This is a genomic window from Oerskovia gallyi, from assembly GCF_014836745.1.
Classification (GTDB): Bacteria; Actinomycetota; Actinomycetes; order Actinomycetales; family Cellulomonadaceae; genus Oerskovia; species Oerskovia paurometabola.
Genome location: NZ_JACSQE010000010.1, coordinates 13406 through 29508, shown reverse-complemented (window position 1 = coordinate 29508; position 16103 = coordinate 13406). Strand labels below are relative to the sequence as shown.

The 16103-nt window shown below is 73.7% G+C and carries 17 protein-coding genes; 7 read left to right on the top strand and 10 right to left on the bottom strand.

The genetic code is table 11. The features are described from left to right. Nucleotides 1-30 precede the first annotated feature (30 nt). Both H9640_RS12925 and H9640_RS12920 read right to left on the bottom strand, forming a co-directional pair. Entirely contained in the window at nucleotides 31-1218 is a 1188-nt protein-coding gene (locus H9640_RS12925; protein ID WP_191791128.1) for an RDD family protein, read from the bottom strand. A 73-nt stretch (nucleotides 1219-1291) separates the two neighbouring features. Next, the gene (locus H9640_RS12920) at nucleotides 1292-1774 is read right to left on the bottom strand and encodes a MarR family winged helix-turn-helix transcriptional regulator (protein WP_191791127.1); all 483 of its coding nucleotides are present in this window, start codon (nucleotides 1772-1774) and stop codon (nucleotides 1292-1294) included. Between the two features lie 159 nt (nucleotides 1775-1933). On the opposite strand from H9640_RS12920, the gene H9640_RS12915 reads away from it, so the two are divergent. Together H9640_RS12915 and H9640_RS12910 are read left to right on the top strand one after the other, a co-directional pair. Further along, nucleotides 1934-3136, top strand: a complete 1203-nt coding sequence (locus H9640_RS12915; RefSeq protein WP_191791126.1) for an MFS transporter — start codon at nucleotides 1934-1936, stop codon at nucleotides 3134-3136. A gap of 26 nt (nucleotides 3137-3162) precedes the next feature. Continuing rightward, nucleotides 3163-4002, top strand: coding sequence for an aldo/keto reductase (locus H9640_RS12910; protein ID WP_191791125.1), 840 nt, complete (start codon nucleotides 3163-3165; stop codon nucleotides 4000-4002). A gap of 109 nt (nucleotides 4003-4111) precedes the next feature. On the opposite strand, the gene H9640_RS12905 is transcribed toward H9640_RS12910, so the two are convergent. Next, on the bottom strand, nucleotides 4112-4507 hold the full coding sequence (locus H9640_RS12905) for a hypothetical protein (protein ID WP_191791124.1): 396 nt from the start codon (nucleotides 4505-4507) through the stop codon (nucleotides 4112-4114). Nucleotides 4508-4639: 132 nt separating this feature from the next. Then, nucleotides 4640-5980, bottom strand: a complete 1341-nt coding sequence (locus tag H9640_RS12900) for an MFS transporter (protein WP_191791123.1) — start codon at nucleotides 5978-5980, stop codon at nucleotides 4640-4642. Between the two features lie 66 nt (nucleotides 5981-6046). Here H9640_RS12900 and H9640_RS12895 point away from each other — a divergent pair, with 66 nt between their 5' ends. Continuing rightward, nucleotides 6047-6436 (top strand): MerR family transcriptional regulator, encoded by a 390-nt coding sequence (locus H9640_RS12895; RefSeq protein WP_191791122.1) that lies wholly within the window; start codon nucleotides 6047-6049, stop codon nucleotides 6434-6436. 55 nt (nucleotides 6437-6491) lie between these two features. Here H9640_RS12895 and H9640_RS12890 read toward each other — a convergent pair whose 3' ends face one another. Continuing rightward, the gene (locus H9640_RS12890) at nucleotides 6492-7829 is read right to left on the bottom strand and encodes an NAD(P)/FAD-dependent oxidoreductase (protein WP_191791121.1); all 1338 of its coding nucleotides are present in this window, start codon (nucleotides 7827-7829) and stop codon (nucleotides 6492-6494) included. 190 nt (nucleotides 7830-8019) lie between these two features. Here H9640_RS12890 and H9640_RS12885 point away from each other — a divergent pair, with 190 nt between their 5' ends. After that, nucleotides 8020-8502 carry an Lrp/AsnC family transcriptional regulator gene (locus H9640_RS12885; protein ID WP_191791120.1) on the top strand — a complete coding sequence of 161 codons (483 nt, stop codon included), beginning with the start codon at nucleotides 8020-8022 and terminating at the stop codon, nucleotides 8500-8502. Here H9640_RS12885 and H9640_RS12880 read toward each other — a convergent pair. The 4 genes from H9640_RS12880 to H9640_RS12865 all read right to left on the bottom strand — a co-directional run bounded on the left by H9640_RS12880 (nucleotide 8487) and on the right by H9640_RS12865 (nucleotide 12115). Then, entirely contained in the window at nucleotides 8487-9098 is a 612-nt protein-coding gene (locus H9640_RS12880) for a TetR/AcrR family transcriptional regulator (RefSeq protein ID WP_191791119.1), read from the bottom strand. The two genes, H9640_RS12885 and H9640_RS12880, sit on opposite strands and share 16 nt — an antisense overlap. A gap of 51 nt (nucleotides 9099-9149) precedes the next feature. Further along, on the bottom strand, nucleotides 9150-9860 hold the full coding sequence (locus H9640_RS12875; protein WP_191791118.1) for an ABC transporter ATP-binding protein: 711 nt from the start codon (nucleotides 9858-9860) through the stop codon (nucleotides 9150-9152). Next, nucleotides 9857-10996 carry an ABC transporter permease gene (locus tag H9640_RS12870; RefSeq protein WP_191791117.1) on the bottom strand — a complete coding sequence of 380 codons (1140 nt, stop codon included), beginning with the start codon at nucleotides 10994-10996 and terminating at the stop codon, nucleotides 9857-9859. Before H9640_RS12870 ends, H9640_RS12875 begins: the two co-directional genes overlap by 4 nt. 117 nt (nucleotides 10997-11113) lie before the next feature. Continuing rightward, nucleotides 11114-12115 (bottom strand): NAD-dependent epimerase/dehydratase family protein, encoded by a 1002-nt coding sequence (locus tag H9640_RS12865; protein ID WP_191791116.1) that lies wholly within the window; start codon nucleotides 12113-12115, stop codon nucleotides 11114-11116. Between the two features lie 158 nt (nucleotides 12116-12273). Here H9640_RS12865 and H9640_RS12860 point away from each other — a divergent pair, with 158 nt between their 5' ends. After that, complete coding sequence (locus H9640_RS12860) at nucleotides 12274-13461, top strand: SLC13 family permease (RefSeq protein ID WP_191791115.1); 1188 nt, start codon at nucleotides 12274-12276, stop codon at nucleotides 13459-13461. A gap of 15 nt (nucleotides 13462-13476) precedes the next feature. Here the strand turns inward: H9640_RS12860 and H9640_RS12855 are convergent, their stop codons facing one another. Continuing rightward, the gene (locus tag H9640_RS12855; protein WP_191791114.1) at nucleotides 13477-14169 is read right to left on the bottom strand and encodes a hypothetical protein; all 693 of its coding nucleotides are present in this window, start codon (nucleotides 14167-14169) and stop codon (nucleotides 13477-13479) included. Between the two features lie 124 nt (nucleotides 14170-14293). Here H9640_RS12855 and H9640_RS12850 point away from each other — a divergent pair, with 124 nt between their 5' ends. Further along, entirely contained in the window at nucleotides 14294-14629 is a 336-nt protein-coding gene (locus tag H9640_RS12850) for a YnfA family protein (RefSeq protein ID WP_191791113.1), read from the top strand. Nucleotides 14630-14817: 188 nt separating this feature from the next. After that, nucleotides 14818-16041 carry an LLM class flavin-dependent oxidoreductase gene (locus H9640_RS12845; protein ID WP_191791112.1) on the top strand — a complete coding sequence of 408 codons (1224 nt, stop codon included), beginning with the start codon at nucleotides 14818-14820 and terminating at the stop codon, nucleotides 16039-16041. Nucleotides 16042-16103: the final 62 nt, after the last annotated feature.

The following is a 16103-nucleotide window of genomic DNA, read 5'->3' as shown; positions in this document are numbered from 1 at the left end:
GGCCCGGGGGATTCGGCTCGGCGGGACGGCTCAGTACGGGAGGTCGGCGCCGCAGCTCGGGGTCGCGACGCCGTCGACGCGCATCTGGGCGGCCCAGGTCCACCCGGGTCCGCCGTCTCCGAGGGCATCCGCGGGGAGCTCGATCACGCCGGGGCTCGTGGGATCGGCGCCGAGGCCGGTGTAGCCCGTGTCGAGCGGTGTCGCGTACAGCTGCTGGGCGCCGTCCGGGCCCGTGAGCACGGCCTCGAGCGAGACTGCCGCACCCGCCGGGAGGTCGCCGTACCAGGTGAGCGTGACCTCCGACCCTGGGGCGCCGGCCGGGTAGGGGTGCGTCACCCCCAGGCGGCTGATCGTGCCGGACGCCGTCGTGCTGCTGAACGACGCCTCGCCGAGCCGGGCCGGGTCGGGGCGGTCCTCGTGCTCCCACGTCGTGCAGGCCGCCGACACCGACCCCCCGCCGCTGGTCGTGGTGGGGCCGTAGCCGTACAGCAGCCCGGCCACGCACAGGACGGTCGCTGCCCCGGTGACGACTCTCGACCCCCTGCGGTCCTGTCGGACGAACGGCGCGAACGACGTGTGGGGCTCGGGCGCGACCGACCTCACGACGACCGTCGACAGCAGGCCGTCCGCGAACGTGCGGTGCTGCTCGTCCCACAGCGGGCGCAGGTATCCGACGAAGCACAGCGCGTCGAGGAGGTGCGCGAGCCAGCGCAGCACGGTGGTGAGGAAGCCGACCGGGCGGCCGGAGTCCCGGTCGACGACGACGATCCCCACGGCTCGCTTGCCGGGCGTCGCTCCCGTGTACGCCTGGAGCAAGGTCATCGCGAGCACCGCGCCGATCATCCACGCGCTCTCGGACCAGGTCATGCCCTCGAACGCGCTGCCCGTGCTGCCGTTGTTGTCCAGACCGGGGAGCGCGCTCGGCGCGACCCCCGGGCCGACGACCACGAACATGAGCCCGGCCAGGATCGAGTTGTCGAGCAGGAACGCCCCGACGCGACGCAACCAGCTCGCGTACGGGCCGAAGAGCGGGGCGTCGTCGAGGTCGGTGAGGTCCGGGAGGGAGGGGGCGCGGCCGGGAGGGAGGGCGGTCGCGGGGTGCGCGGCGGGCTCGGCGAAGCCGTAGGCGGGGGCGGCGGCCGAGGCCCCGACCGCTGCCGGGACAGGCTCGTGATGGTCACCGTCGTGCGGTGCAGGCGTCGTCGCGGGGTCCCCCATGGGACGAGGGTCCCAGATTCGGTGCGGGTTGTCAGCCGGCCCCCTCGTGGGGGCGGCCGAAGCGCAGCGGCTCTCAGGCCGTCGCGCCCACGGGGGCCGCGCTCGCAGACGCCTCGGCGGGCAGCTCGTGCAGCGCCGCGACGAGGGGCGCGAGCTCCTCGACCTGGCAGGCCTCGGTCAGCGCCTGCTCGAGGGCCGCGTCGTGCGTGGGCCGGGCCTGGCGCAGGAGCTGTTCGCCCTGCGGGGTGAGCTCGGTGTAGATGCCGCGGCGGTCGTCCTGGCACAGGATGCGTGTGAGGAGGCCGCGGTCCTCGAGGCGGTTGACGAGGCGCGTCGTGGCGCTGCTGCTCAGGGCCGCGGCGCGCGCGAGCTGCTGCATGCGCATGTGCCAGCCGTCCTGGCGCGAGAGCGCGTCGAGCACGGTGTACTCGACGACCGAGAGGCCGTGGTCGGCCTGGAGCGCGCGTTCGAGCGCGGCGTCGAGGATGCCGTGCAGCGCGGCGAGCGTGCGCCAGCCCTGCGAACGGATCTCGACTGCGTCGTCCCCGATGCCCATGCGTGCCTCCTGTGCTGTCGTGACGTCGCTCTCAACTATACCGCTTGTGTGAACTACCGGCGCGTGCAACTATTTAGGAGGCGCCTGCAACTACTGCACGCGCCGGTTGTTGCACACACGCTGTTGCGCGAGGTGCCAGACACAGACAAGGAGCAGCGCATGCCGCTGGGTCTTCTCGCCCTCGCCGCCGGGGGCTTCGGGATCGGGCTCACCGAGTTCGTCATCATGGGTCTCCTGCCGGAGATCGCCACCGAGCTCGGCGTGACCGAGGCCGTCGCCGGTTACCTCATCTCGGGCTACGCGCTCGCGGTCGCGGTCGGCGCGATCGGTCTCACGGCCGCCGTGATCCGCCTCGACCGCAAGACGGTCCTCGGCAGCCTCATGATCCTGTTCATCGCCGGGAACCTGCTCTCCGCCCTCGCCCCCACCTACGAGCTGCTGCTCGCCGGACGCATCCTCGCGGCGCTGTGCCACGGCGCGTTCTTCGGTATCGGCGCGGTCGTCGCCGCGGACATGGTCGCCCCGGCCAAGCGGGCGGGCGCCATCGCGACGATGTTCGCGGGCCTCACGACCGCCAACGTCCTGGGCGTACCGTTCGGCACGTTCCTGGGCCAGCAGTACGGCTGGCGCTCGACGTTCTGGGCCATCACGGCCATCGGCGTGGTCGCGCTCGTCGGGATCGTGCTGCTCGTGCCGTCCACGCGCCGGGCGTCCCTCACCTCGCTCACCCCGTCCCTGCGGACCGAGCTCGCGGCCTTCCGCACCCCGCAGGTCTGGTGGTCCATCCTCGTGACCGTGCTCGGGTTCGGCGGCATGTTCGGCGCGTTCACCTACATCGCGTTCACGGTCACCGAGGTAGGCGGGTTCGCGACCTCGAGCGTGCCGTGGCTGCTGGTCCTGTTCGGCGTGGGGCTGTTCGTCGGCAACTACCTGGGCGGCAAGGCCGCGGACCGCTTCCTGACCGCGAGCCTGCTCGCGATCCTCGGCGCGCTGACCGTGGTCCTCGCGGTCTTCGCTCTCACCGCGACGAGCCAGGTCATGACCCTGGTCTCGCTGTTCCTCATGGGGGCGTTCGGGTTCGCGACCGTGCCCGGCCTCCAGATGCGCATCATGGGCCACGCCCAGGCCGCCCCGACCATGGCGTCGGGCGCCAACATCGCTGCGTTCAACGTGGGCAACGCGCTGGGCGCGTGGATCGGCGGCCTGACCATCGCGGCCGGGCTCGGCTTCACCTCGCCCCTGTGGGCGGGCGCCGCGCTGACGCTGCTCGCGGTCGTGGCGCTCGGCGTCGCGACGCTCCAGGAGCGGCGCGCGGTGCCTGCCGTGCCGCCCGTGCCGCACGTCCCCGTCGCGGCGCGCTGACTCACCTACCACCTTCAGGAGGAACCATGACCAGCACCACCACCGTCCCCGCGGTCGCCCTGCGCGGCGGGGCGAGCATCCCGCAGCTCGGCTTCGGCGTCTTCCAGGTGCCCGACGGCGAGACCGCCCAGGCCGTCTCGCTCGCCCTGGACGCGGGGTACCGCAGCATCGACACGGCTGCCGCCTACGGCAACGAGAAGGGGGTCGGCGCGGGCATCGCCGCGTCGGGCCTGCCGCGCGACGAGGTGTTCGTGACGAGCAAGCTGTGGATCGACGCGATGGCGCGCGAGGCCGTGCGCCCCGCTTTCGAGCAGAGCCTCGAGCGGCTCGGGCTCGAGCGCCTCGACCTGTACCTGATCCACTGGCCCGTGCCCGGGGCGGGCCGCTTCGTCGAGGCATGGGAGGAGCTCGTCGCGCTGCGCGACGCCGGGCTCGTCCGGGAGATCGGCGTCTCGAACTTCACGGCCGCGCACCTCGACGCGGTCGTCGCGGCCACGGGTGTGACGCCGGCCGTGAACCAGGTCGAGCTGCACCCGGCGTTCGCCCAGCGTGCCCTGCGCGAGCACCACCGCGAGCTCGGGATCGTGACCGAGGCGTGGAGCCCGCTGGGCCAGGGGACCGTGCTGGGCGACCCGGTCCTGGGTGCGATCGCCGGCGCGTACGACGTGACGCCCGCGCAGGTCGTGCTCCGCTGGCACCTGCAGGCCGGGACCGTCGCGATCCCCAAGTCGGTGACCCCCGAGCGCATCGCGTCGAACCTCGACGTGCTGGGCTTCGAGCTGTCGGCCGAGCAGGTCGCGGCGATCGACGGGCTCGACCGGGCCGACGGCCGGATCGGACCGGACCCGGACGCGTTCAACGGCTGAGCTGCAGCTCCTGCGCTGCGGCACCCGCCGCCGAGAAGTGAGCAGATGCCCCTGATCTCCCCGGATCAGGGGCATCTGCTCACTTCTCGGCGCGCCCGAGCTCACCGGGTCAGGCGCAGGCGTTGATCGGTGCGGTCGCGCCCTCGCGTACCTCGAAGACCACCTCGTTCCCCTCGTCGTCGGTGAACGTGGCACGGTCTCCCTCGACGAGCAGCCAGCCCTTGTGGAACGGGCTGTCCCAGTCGCGGGGAGGGTCGCCGCCGCCGGTGTCGAGCGGACCGTCGACCCGCTGGTACCAGAGGCCCTCGTAGGTGAGCTCGTCGATGCCGCAGTGGGTGTAGAGGCTGTACGGGATGCCTCGCTGCGGGGGCGTCTCCGGGGACGAAGCGACCGGGGTCGGGCTCTCGACGGGAGTCGTCGGCCCTGAGCAACCGGTTGCCAGCAGGGGTGCGAGGGCGAGCCCGAGGACGGTGGCGGGCAGCGCGTGCCGGGTCGGTCGGTGCATCGGTCCCCCTCAGTGTGTCTGACGCTCTCACCCTGACTGTGTCGTGACGCCCCCGGTGCTTGCACCGCGAGATCGGGCCCGTTGTCGTGCGACCGGGTGATCCGGCGACGACGAGCCCGATCTCGAGCGGGGTCAACCGCGGGCCGACTCGCGTGTCACGCCCCGCCGTGCGCCTCGCACCCCCGGGAACGCATGCTGCCGCGCCCCGAGCACGATCCCCACGACGGGTACCGCGAGCGCGACCGTCGCCCACGGCAGCGCGCCGGACCCGCCCGCACCCAGCACCACGCCGCCCACGATCCCGCCGAGCGCGAGCGCCCCGTTCCACGAGGTGACGAACGCGGACTGCGCGATGTCGGCCGCAGGACCCGCTGCTCGCGCGAGCGCCGTCTGGAACAGGGTCCCGCTGCCGCCGAACGCGAAGCCCAGCGCGGCGACCGCGGCGTAGACCGCGACGGGGGAGCCTGCCGCGACCGCGAGCGTCAGGCCCGCGACCCCCAGGAGCGTCGCGGCGAGGACCGTCATGACGCGCAGGTGCGTGTCGATCAGGGCACCGATCACGACGAGGCTCGCGAACGACGTCGCGCCGAGCACCGCGAGCAGCACACCGGTCTGCGCACCGAGCCCGACGTCCTCGAGGAACACCGCGACGTACGTCGAGAACACGTTGTAGGCGAGGACCGTCATGCCCGTCACGAGCACGATCGGCGCGACGCCGGGCAGCCGCAGCGCCCGCCCGATCGGCACCTGCGTCCCGCGCGGCTCGCCCGGGAAGTCCCGCACGCCCCAGCGCACCCATGCCGCCAGCCCGAGGCTGAGGATCGTCATGGCGCCGAACGCCCAGCGCCACCCGACGGTCGCGCCCAGGGCGGTCCCCGCCGGGACGCCGAGGGCCAGCGCGAGCGGCGCGCCGCCCATCGCGATCGCGAGGGCTCGCCCGGCCTGCTCCGGCGCGGCGAGGCGCCGTGCGTACCCGGCGAGGAGCGCCCAGGTCAGCCCGGCGACGAGCCCGGCCGCGAAGCGCGCGCCGAGCGTGAGGGCGTAGCTCGACGACACGGCGGTCACGGTGTTGGCCACCGCGAACCCCGCGATCGTCGTGAGCAGGAGGCGGCGCCGGGGCCAGCGGGCAGTGGCGCGGCTGAGGGGGATCGCGGCCACGATCGCGCCGATCGCGAAGACCGTGACGGTCTGCCCGGCGGCGCTCGCGGCGACCCCGAGGTCGGCGCTGAGCGCGGGCAGCACGCCCGCGGGCAGCACCTCGGTGAGGAGCGTGACGAACCCGGTCGCGGCCAGGGCGAGCAGTGGCAGCAGGGGAAAGCGCGGGCCCGACGGCGGAGCGTCCGTGGGTGCGCCCGTCCGGTCGGGGTGCGTGGTCGCCTGGTGGGGCGCCGGGGGCGGTACGGGTGCGGCGGGTGCCGCGAGCGTCGGGGGAGCGTCGGTCGACGACTCGGTCGGAGCGGTGCAGGTGGTCATAGGGTTAGCATGAATGTCTGACATGGATGTGAAGGTCAAGCCCGACCCGCGAGAGAGGCGTAGCGCATGCGCATCGGCGAGCTGTCCCGCCGCACCGGCACGGCCACCCGGCTGCTCCGGTACTACGAGGAGCAGGGCCTCCTGACCCCGCAGCGCGAGGAGAACGGCTACCGCGAGTACGGCGAGCACCTCGTCGACCGGGTGCTCCAGATCCGGGGCCTGCTCGAGGTCGGCTTCCCGACCCGGATCATCGCCGAGCTGCTGCCGTGCCTCAACCAGCCCCGCGAGATCCACCTGCACAACGCCTACCCGGACAAGATCGCGCTGCTCGAGACCGAGCTGGGGCGGATGACCGAGCGCATCGACACCCTCACGAGGAACCGGGACGCGATCGCCGACTACCTCGAGCGCATCCGCGCGGACGCGGCACCGGCGGCCGCTCTCGCCGAGAAGTGAGCAGATGCCCCTGATCCGAGCGATTCAGGGGCATCTGCTCACTTCTCGGCGGCTATCACCGCAGCGGGTCGAACGGCCTGATCTCCGGCGGCGCGGTCCCGGTCATGATCTGCTCGGCGAGCAGCCTGCCCGTGGCGGGGCCGAGGACGATGCCCCACATCCCGTGCCCTCCCGCGACGTACACGCCGGGCGCCCGCGTGGCCCCGACGAGCGGCAGCCCGTCGGGGGTCACGGGCCGGGAGCCGACCCACTCGTCGTGCCGGTCGTCGAGGTCGACGCCCTGGAACAGGTCGCGCACGGACGCGAGGATCGCGTCGATGCGGCGCGGCTGGAACGGCTCGTCGGGGCCGCGGAACTCCATGGTCCCCGCGATGCGGAACCGCCCCTGGTAGGGAGTGCACGCGACGCGGCGCGCCGGCAGGTAGATGGGCTGCTCGACGGGCACGTCGGTCTTCACGGTGAACGAGTAGCCTCGCCCGGCCTGCACGAGCGTGCGGACGCCGAGCGGCTTCGCGAGCCCCGGGAGCCACGCGCCGGTCGCGAGGACCGCGATGTCGGCGACCACGGGGTCCTGCCCGTCCACGAGCACCTGCACACCGCGCCCTTCCTGGGCGCGCAGCCCGGTGACGGTCGCGTCGGTCACGATGCGCCCGCCGCGCGCGCGGACCGCGTCGCCCAGCGCGCCGACGAACGGCCCGGGCTCGACGAACCGCTGGCCTTCCAGGGCGTAGACCGCGCGCACGCGGTCGGTGAGCTGCGCAGGCCGCCCGACGGCGTCGGTCCCCTCGGGCGCTCGGCCCTCGCCCGGGTGCGGCGTACCGGAGGGGCCAGCGGCGCCGTCGGGCCGGTCGATGCGGCGCAGCGGGACCACCTGGCCCGCGGCCTCGACCTGGGCGATCTCGTGGAGGAACGGCGCGGCCTGCCTCTCGTGCTCGAAGCCGATCACGAACGGTCCGGGCGTCGAGCGGGCCGCGACGCCGTGCGCGGCGAGCTCGTCGAACGCGTCGAGCGCGAGCCGGTCGATCGGGGTGAGCGCGGCCATCGCGCGGTCCCACGCGCGCTGGGTCGCGTGCGTCGCGAACCGGGCCAGGAAGGACCACAGGCGCGGGTCGAGCCGCGCCGGGACGTGCAGGGGCGCGGCCGGGTCGAGCAGCGCCTTGGGGGCGTAGGTCCAGAGCGTGGGGTCGGCCAGCGGCATGGCCATGCCGGGCGTGAGCCAGCCGGCGTTGCCCCACGACGAACCTGCGGCGACGCCCTCGCGGTCGAGGACCGTGACCTCGACGCCGAGCCGCTGCAGGTGCCAGGCGGTCGCGAGACCCACCATGCCTGCGCCGACGACGACCGCCGTGCGGGGGGCGGGGGAACCAGGGGTGGTGCGTGACGGGGTGGTCATCGGGGGCTCCTTTGCCCTGAGACGTTGTCGACCCGGCCTCGAGGATGCTGAGGCCGGGTCGTGGGAGACGGGTTGCGCCTCACCCCCATGGTGGAGGGATCTTCGGTAGGGTTCAAGCAGGCCGACAGGTTGTTCGCGAGAGGGGCGTCTGGCCGAACGATCTTCATCCGGGTGACGAGAGTGGGGGACCATGCCGAACGATCTTCGGGCCGGGTCGACGCAGGTCCAGGCGGCCGTGCTCGACGAGACCGACCGCCGCATCCTCGCGGTCCTCGACGCCGACGCGCGCGCCACCAACAAGGCCGTCGCGGACGCCGTCGGGATCGCGCCGTCGACGTGCCACGCGCGCATCCGCTCGCTCCAGGAGCGCGGCGTCATCCAGGGCTTCCGCACCGAGATCGACCCGGCGGCCATGGGCCGCAGCCTCCAGGCGCTCATCGCGGTGCGCCTGCACTCGCACGCCCGGTCGGGCCTCACAGCGTTCCGCGACTACCTCGCGGGGCTGCCCAACGTCGAGGGCATCTACTTCGTGACGGGGGACCGGGACTTCATGGTCCACGTCGCGGTGCGCGACTCGACCGTGCTGCGGGACCTCGTCGCGAGCACGCTCAGCGTCCGCCCGGAGGTCGCGGGCACGAGCACGACGTTGATCTTCGACTACCTGCGGCCGTGAACGTCGCCGTGCCGTCCCTCGACCAGGCGGTCCAGGAACGGGGAGACGAGCTCCTCGACGCTGCCCCACACGTCGTCGAGGGGGGCGCCCGACTCGATCATGCGTGAGGCGGAGTTCACGATCGCGTTGATCAGCTCCGCCGAACGCTCGACGTCGCGGCTCCCGAGCGCTCGCAACGCATCACCGAGGGGTCGCACGAGCTCGTCGTGCATGGCCCGGGAGCCGTCCATCACGGCGCTCGGCGGCCCGACGGTCGCCAAGGCCGTCGCGAGGGCGTGCTCGCCCTGGGCGACGAGCTCGAGGTTCGCGCGGAGGTAGGCGACCACTCGGGCACGATCGTCAGGAGCCGCGTCCATGGCCCGCGCGACCGTGGCGGACCACCGTGGGAAGACGTCCTCGACCATGGCGAGCAGCAGGTCGTCCGCAGAGCGGAAGTACTGGTAGACGCTCGGTCGGGCGAGGCCCGCACGCTCGGCGAGCGCTGCGAACGTGGGCGGGCGCCCCGTCTCGGCCAGGATCGACCGTGCGGCATCGAGGAGCACTCGCATCTGCGCCGCGCGGTGCTCGGCGACGGTCGGGGCGCTGATGCGGGGCACGGTTCTCCTCAGGACGGTCTCCCTGCCCCGCCCGGGGCAGGGAGACGTGGATCAAGCGCTCAGTCTCCCATCCTCCATCTGCACGACACGGTCGCAGTGCTCGAGCACGTCGTGGTCGTGGGTCACCATGACCGTCGCGACGCCGTGCTCGTGCGTCTCCGCCGCGAGCAGCCGGACGACCTCGTGGCTGCGCGCGCGGTCGAGGGCCGCCGTGGGCTCGTCGACGAGGAGCAGCGCGGGAGCGGTGACGAGAGCTCGGGCGATACCGACGCGCTGGCGCTCGCCGCCCGAGAGCTCGTGCGGTCGCCGGTCGGCCTTGTGGCCCATGCTGACCTGCTCGAGCAGCGTCAGGGGGTCCCGGCCCCTGCCCTTCGCACCGACGACGTGCAGCGCGAACCGCAGCTGGTCGAGGGCCGTCAGTGCGGGCAGGAGGTTGCCGGACTGGAACACGAAGCCGATCCGCTCGCGCCGCAGCGCGGCCTGGTGTGCCCCGGTGAGCGACGAGACGTCGGCGCCGTCGATGCGGACCGTGCCCGACGAGGGGCGGGTCAGCGCCCCGGCGACCGCCAGGAGGCTGGACTTCCCTGCTCCGGACGGACCCACGACCGCGAGCAGCTCGCCCGGCGCGACCGTGAGGTGCACGTGGTCGAGCGCGGTCACTGTCGAGTCGCCGTCGCCGAGGGTCAGGAAGACGTCGTCGAGCTCGAGCCCGGCGCGGGTGGGCGTCGGGGTGGTCGCGAGCTGGGGGGCTGGGCGGGTCATCGTTGTCCTCCGAGAGCGGTGAGGGGGTCGACGCGGGCGATGCGGCCCACCGACGCGGCGGCGCCCGCGAGGCCGAGCCCGACGAGCAGGACCGCAGCGAGCGCGAGCGGTCCGGCTTCGAGGGCGAACGGCATGGGGGTCGACGTGAGCAGCGCCCCGAAGCCGATCCCGGCGCCCATGCCGACCGCGGTGGACACCACGAGCAGGACGGCCGCCTGGCCGAGGGCGTCGCGCACGAGGTACGACGTCGAGGCACCCATGGCACGTGCGACCGCGATCTCGTGCTTGCGCTGGATGGTCCAGACCGTGAAGAACGCACCGACGACGAGCGCCGAGATCGCGTAGAGGAAGACCTGGATGAGGTTGAGAGTGAGCGTCTCGGCCGCGTAGCCCGGCGACCCGTCGAAGGACTCGGTGAGGGACACGGCCGTGGTGCCGGCGGCCGCGTCGCCGGCCGCGAGGTCGAGGTCGGCTCCGTCGACGGCGGCGAGCGCGACAGCGGTCGCCTCGTCGTACGCCTCGGGCCGGATCTCGGACCCGTCGGCCGCGCCCGCGTGGATCTCCTGCCACGTCGTGAGCGGCACGTAGGCGACGTCGACGTGCCCGAACGTGTGCTGACCGTCGAGCACGCCGACGATCGTGAGCTCGGTGCCCAGCCGTTCGACCGTCACGGTGTCCCCGACGCCGAGACCGAGCTCGGTCACCGTCTCGCTGACGACGATCCCGTGCGGGTCCCCGAGGATCTCGCCGCCGGACAGGTCGGTCGCGGACGGAGCGACGAACGACCCCGGCTCGACGCCGAAGAGTGCCAGGTCGACGGCCTCGCCGCCGGGGCCCTCGGCGTTGACGAGCTGGTTGCCGAACAGCGCTGCGTCGGCGACGTCGTCGCGGGCGGCCCAGCGTTCGGCCTGCTCGCGGTCGACCGTGCTGCGGGAGAACGCCGAGTCGACGGACGTGTCCGCGCCGAACGCGAAGGCCGTCACGGGCAGCTTCTTGAGGCCCGACACACCGTCGTTGACGAGTCCCGAGGACAGGCCCGACAGGAGGACGACGAGCACGGACACGAGCGCGACGACCCCTCCCATCAGGGCGAATCGTGAGCGCGCGAACGACAGCTCGCGCCACGCGAGAAACATGGTGCTCCTTCCCGGCGGGCACGAGTTGCCGACGCCGTGTCGGCAAGGATACCAACACGGCGACGGGAACCTGCTTCGCCGGAGTCCCCCGGGATCCGAAGGCTCGCGTGAGCGCTGTCAGCCCGCGAGCGCCCGCGCCTCCTTGTCCGGGTCGAGCCCCACCCGGGGGCGGTCGGCGCGCTGGGGAGCGGCGCCGTCGGGCAGGGTTCCCAGCCAGGCCCAGGTGTCGGCGACCGTCTCCTCGACGGGCCGGTTGCGCAGGCCCGCCTCGATCGCGCGCGACACGTCGCCGCGGTGCAGGGTGTCGTGCAGCTCGCCCGGGGGGAGCCAGACGGGCAGCTCGGTCCAGGGCTCGATGCCCGCGGCCGCGATCACGTCGGGCGCGGTCCAGCGCAGCTCGGCGTCCGAGCCGGTCGCGGTCACGCACGCGTCGAGCAGCTCGCCCATGGTCGCGTGGCCGCTGGGGCTCACGACGTTGAACGGCCCGCTCAGGCCCTGCTCGGTCGCGTCGAGCACGAACGCCGCGAGGTCGCGCGCGTCGACGTACTGCAGGGGCAGTGCGCTGGGCCCGGGGGCGAGCACGGGGCCGCCGCGCGCGATCCGCTGCAACCACCACGGCAGGCGTCCGACGTTCTCCCGCGGCCCCAGGATCAGCCCCGCCCGCGCGAGGATCGCTCGGTGCCCGAACGACTCCTCGACCGCCAGCTCGCCGCCGCGCTTGGCGCGCGCGTAGTCGACGTCGGCGCCGTCGTCGGGCGAGGCCTCCACGAGGGGAGCGTCCTCGCCCGCGCCGGCCTCGGTCGGGTAGGTGTACACCGACCGGCTCGACACGTACACGTACCGGCCCACCCGGTCGTCGAGCAGGCGGGTGACGTCGCGCACGGCACTCGGGGCCCCGGACCACGTGTCGACCGCGACGTCCCACTCGCCCTCCGCGAGGGCGTCCAGGCCCCCGACGACCGTGCGGTCGCCGTGGCGGACCCGCACCCCGTGCGGGGCCTCGCGCGTGCCCCGGTGGAACGTGGTGACGTCCCAGCCGCGGGCCAGGGCGTCGTCGCCGACCGCCCGCCCCACGAACTCCGTCCCGCCCAGCACCAGCAACCGCGTCCCGTCCGTCATACCCACGACTGTGCCCGCTGCGGGCGCGGTGCGAAAGCGCGCGACGCCCAGGGCAGACGCCTCGGCGCGTGCGATAGTGACCCGGCCGCTCGTCGCGCAGCGGGCGCTCGCGGTCGCGGGCGGGACGAGGAGGCTGTGAGCCGGGGAGGGAGGACGCCGTGGCGGGTCGACGGGTGCGGGTGCCGCTGTGGGCGGTGGCCGTCGTGGTGGCGGCGTCCGTGGTCGCGGTCGGATGGCTCCCGCTCGACGCCGCGGGAGAGCTCGCGGCACGCGTCGGGCCGATCCTGCTGTTCCTCGTCGCGATCACCGTGGTCGCGGAGATGTGTGCGGCCGCAGGCCTGTTCGACGCCGCGGCCTCCTGGGCGCTGCGTCTCGCCCGGGGCAGCCGCCTGCGCCTGTGGGGGCTCGTGGTGCTCCTCGCGAGCACGTGCACGGTCGTCCTGTCGCTCGACACCACGGCCGTCCTGGTCACGCCCGTGGTCCTGACGATCGCGCGGCGCACCGGGTCCCGGCCGCTGCCGTTCGCGCTCACCGTGCTCGCGCTCGCGAACACGGCCTCGCTGCTGCTGCCCGTCTCCAACCTGACGAACCTGCTCGCCGCCCACCGGCTCGCAGGGCTCCAGCCGGGCGTCCCGTACGCCGCGACCATGTGGCTTCCGGCGCTCGCGGTGGTCGCGGTGACGGTCGCCTACCTATTCGTGGCGCACCGCCGCGACCTGCTCGGGACGTTCGACGCGCTCCCGCTGGCCGCCGAGCGTGACCGCGTGCTCCTGCCGCTCGCCGCGCTCGTGACGGTCGCGCTCGGGGCGTGCTTCGCCGTCGGGCTGCCCGTGGCCGCCGTCGCGGTGGCCGGCGCCGCCGTGCTGCTGGGCGTGACGCTCGTGCGGCGCCGCGACCTCGTGGCGCCCGTGGGCGAGCTCGTGCCCTGGCGGACCGTCCTGGTCCTCGCCTCGCTCTTCGTCGCCGTCGAGGCGTGGCAGGTGCACGGCCTCGGCGACCTGCTCGCCCGGTTCGCGGGCACCGGGACCGGGACGGGAGACCTGCTCCAGGTCGCGGGGGCGGGCGCCGTCGCGGCCAACGTCGTCAACAACCTGCCCGCCTACCTCGCGCTCGAGCCCGCCGTCGCGGGCGACCCCGCACGGCTCGCGGCGCTGCTCGTCGGCGTGAACGCGGGCCCGCTGGTCACGCCGTGGGCGTCGGTCGCGACCGTGCTGTGGTGGGTCCAGTGCTCACGGCACTGGATGGGGTTCCGCGAGGTCGGCTGGTGGCCGCTCGTCCGGCAGGGGCTCGTGCTCGCGCCGCTCGCCGTGGTCGCCGGGGCGCTCGCGGTCGCGGCGGTCGTGTAGCCGGGACGGAACCCCTCAGCCCCGCACACCGATCCACAGCCTCCCGTGCGGCACCAGGTCCACGCTCCGGTGCTCCACGAACCCGATGCGCTCCATCCCCTCGACCCGGGCCGGGTCGACGACGGCGGTGAGCAGCGGGCCGTCCACGGGGGCGCCGTCGGGAGTGCGGTCGGTACGCGCGGGCGCGTCCACGAGCAGGCGCAGGGTGGCGGTGCGGGCTAGGCCCTGGACGTCGGGCGCGACGGCCGCGGCGACGAGGATGAGGCGCGGGCGGACGGCGTCGAGCGCGTCGGCGATCACGGACTGGGCGACGTCGAGGGCCTGACGGGTCGCGACGCGGACCGGCTCGTCGTCGGCGGGCTCGTCGAGCGGGTCGACGCCCACCTCGCGCACCAAGACCCCGCGCAGCTCGTCCTCGAAGGCGGGGACCTCGGGCGGGAGCCACACGGTCGTGGCCCGCAGCCCGTCGGCGTCCTCAGCGACCCAGATCTCGCCCTGCTCCATGATCCCGTGGCTCAGCACGAGGCGGGTCGCGGACGAGAGCTGCTCGGGGTCGACCGGGGCGTCGGGGGTGCCGTCGCCGTCGAGGTCGACCACGGGGTGGTCCGCGGTGAGCAGCCGGGCGACACCGGGCACGTCGACGAAGCGCGCGCGGCGGACGGCCACCTGCGGCGTGGCGCCGAGGCGCTCGGTGTCTGGGGTGGGCATCGGGACTCCGATCCGTCGGGGGCTGCGACCTCCCGCCAGTCTCGCCCGTCCGCCTGGGAGGGGGCTGTGCGCGAGAGGATGGGTGCGCCCTGCCCGCACGCCCGTCGTCGCCCGAGGAGACCCCGTGACCGTCCTGCGCTCGATCCTGCTCTTCGGGGCCGCGGCCCTCTTCGAGATCGGTGGTGCGTGGCTGGTCTGGCAGGGGGTCCGCGAGCACAAGGGGTGGGTCTGGATCGGGGCGGGGGTCGTGGCGCTCGGGCTGTACGGCTTCTTCGCGACGCTCCAGCCCGACGCGAGCTTCGGGCGGATCCTGGCGGCGTACGGGGGAGTGTTCGTCGCGGGCTCGCTCGTGTGGGGCATGGCCGTCGACGGCTTCCGGCCGGACCGGTGGGACGTGCTCGGGGCGCTGCTGTGCCTCGTGGGCGTCGCGGTGATCATGTACGCGCCGCGTCCGGCGTAGGAGGCCTTCTCCAGGGTGCCCGACGGCGGAGCGCACCTTCTCCGCGAGGGTGCGCTCCGCCGTCGGGCGGGCGGGATTCCCGCGTGACCCACGCCACCTCCGGGTCCGGGGAATAACCCCGGGACCCTCCCGGTTCTCCTCCAAGTACATGCAAATGCATCAACTTGTAGGACGAGGGAGCAACCCCCATGCAGTTCGGCATCTTCACCGTCGGCGACGTCACCACCGACCCCGTCACCGGTCGCACGCCCAACGACACCGAGCGCGTGCGGTCCATGCTCACCATCGCGAAGCACGCGGACGAGGCAGGCCTCGACGTCTTCGCCACGGGTGAGCACCACAACCCCCCGTTCGTCCCGTCGTCCCCGACGACGATGCTCGGCTACCTCGCCGGGCAGACGAAGAACATCATCCTGTCGACCTCCACGACGCTCATCACCACGAACGACCCGGTGAAGATCGCCGAGGACTACGCGATGCTCCAGGTCATCTCGGACGGTCGCATGGACCTCATGATGGGCCGCGGCAACACCGGCCCCGTCTACCCGTGGTTCGGCAAGGACATCCGCGAGGGCGTCAACCTCGCGATCGAGAACTACGCGCTGCTGCGCCGCCTCTGGGAGGAGGAGGTCGTGGACTGGCAGGGCAAGTACCGCACGCCGCTCCAGGGCTTCACGGCCACGCCGCGCCCGCTCGACGGCGTCGCGCCCTTCGTCTGGCACGGCTCGATCCGCACCCCGGAGATCGCCGAGCAGGCCGCCTACTACGGTGACGGCTTCTTCCACAACAACATCTTCTGGCCCATGAGCCACACCAAGCAGATGGTCCAGTACTACCGCCAGCGCTTCGAGCACTACGGCCACGGCAAGGCCGACCAGGCGATCGTCGGGCTCGGTGGCCAGGTCTTCATGCGCAAGAACTCCCAGGACGCCGTGCGCGAGTTCCGGCCCTACTTCGACAACGCGCCCGTCTACGGGCACGGCCCGTCGCTCGAGGACTTCAGCGCGCAGACCCCCCTGACCGTGGGCAGCCCGCAGGAGGTCATCGACCGCTACGGCGCCATGCGCGAGCACGTCGGCGACTACCAGCGCCAGCTGTTCCTCATGGACCACGCGGGCCTGCCGCTCAAGACGGTCCTCGAGCAGATCGACCTGCTGGCCGGCGAGGTCGTCCCCGTGCTCCGCAAGGAGATGGAGGCCAAGCGTCCCGCCCACGTCCCGAGCGACCCGCCGAGCCACGCCCAGCGCGTCGCGAAGGCCCGTGCCGAGGGCAAGATCGCGGAGCAGGTCGTCGCGGCCGCCGACCACTGGACGGGCCGGACCGCCGAGGACGACATCCAGGCGGCAGAGGCTGCCGAGGGGGCCACGGGCACCGGCGGCACCGCCCGCCAGGGCTCCGCGTTCGGTCTCTGACCCGACCGTCCGCCCGGGAGCGGTCCCGGGCGGGGGGGGGGGGGGGGGGGGGGGGGGGGGGG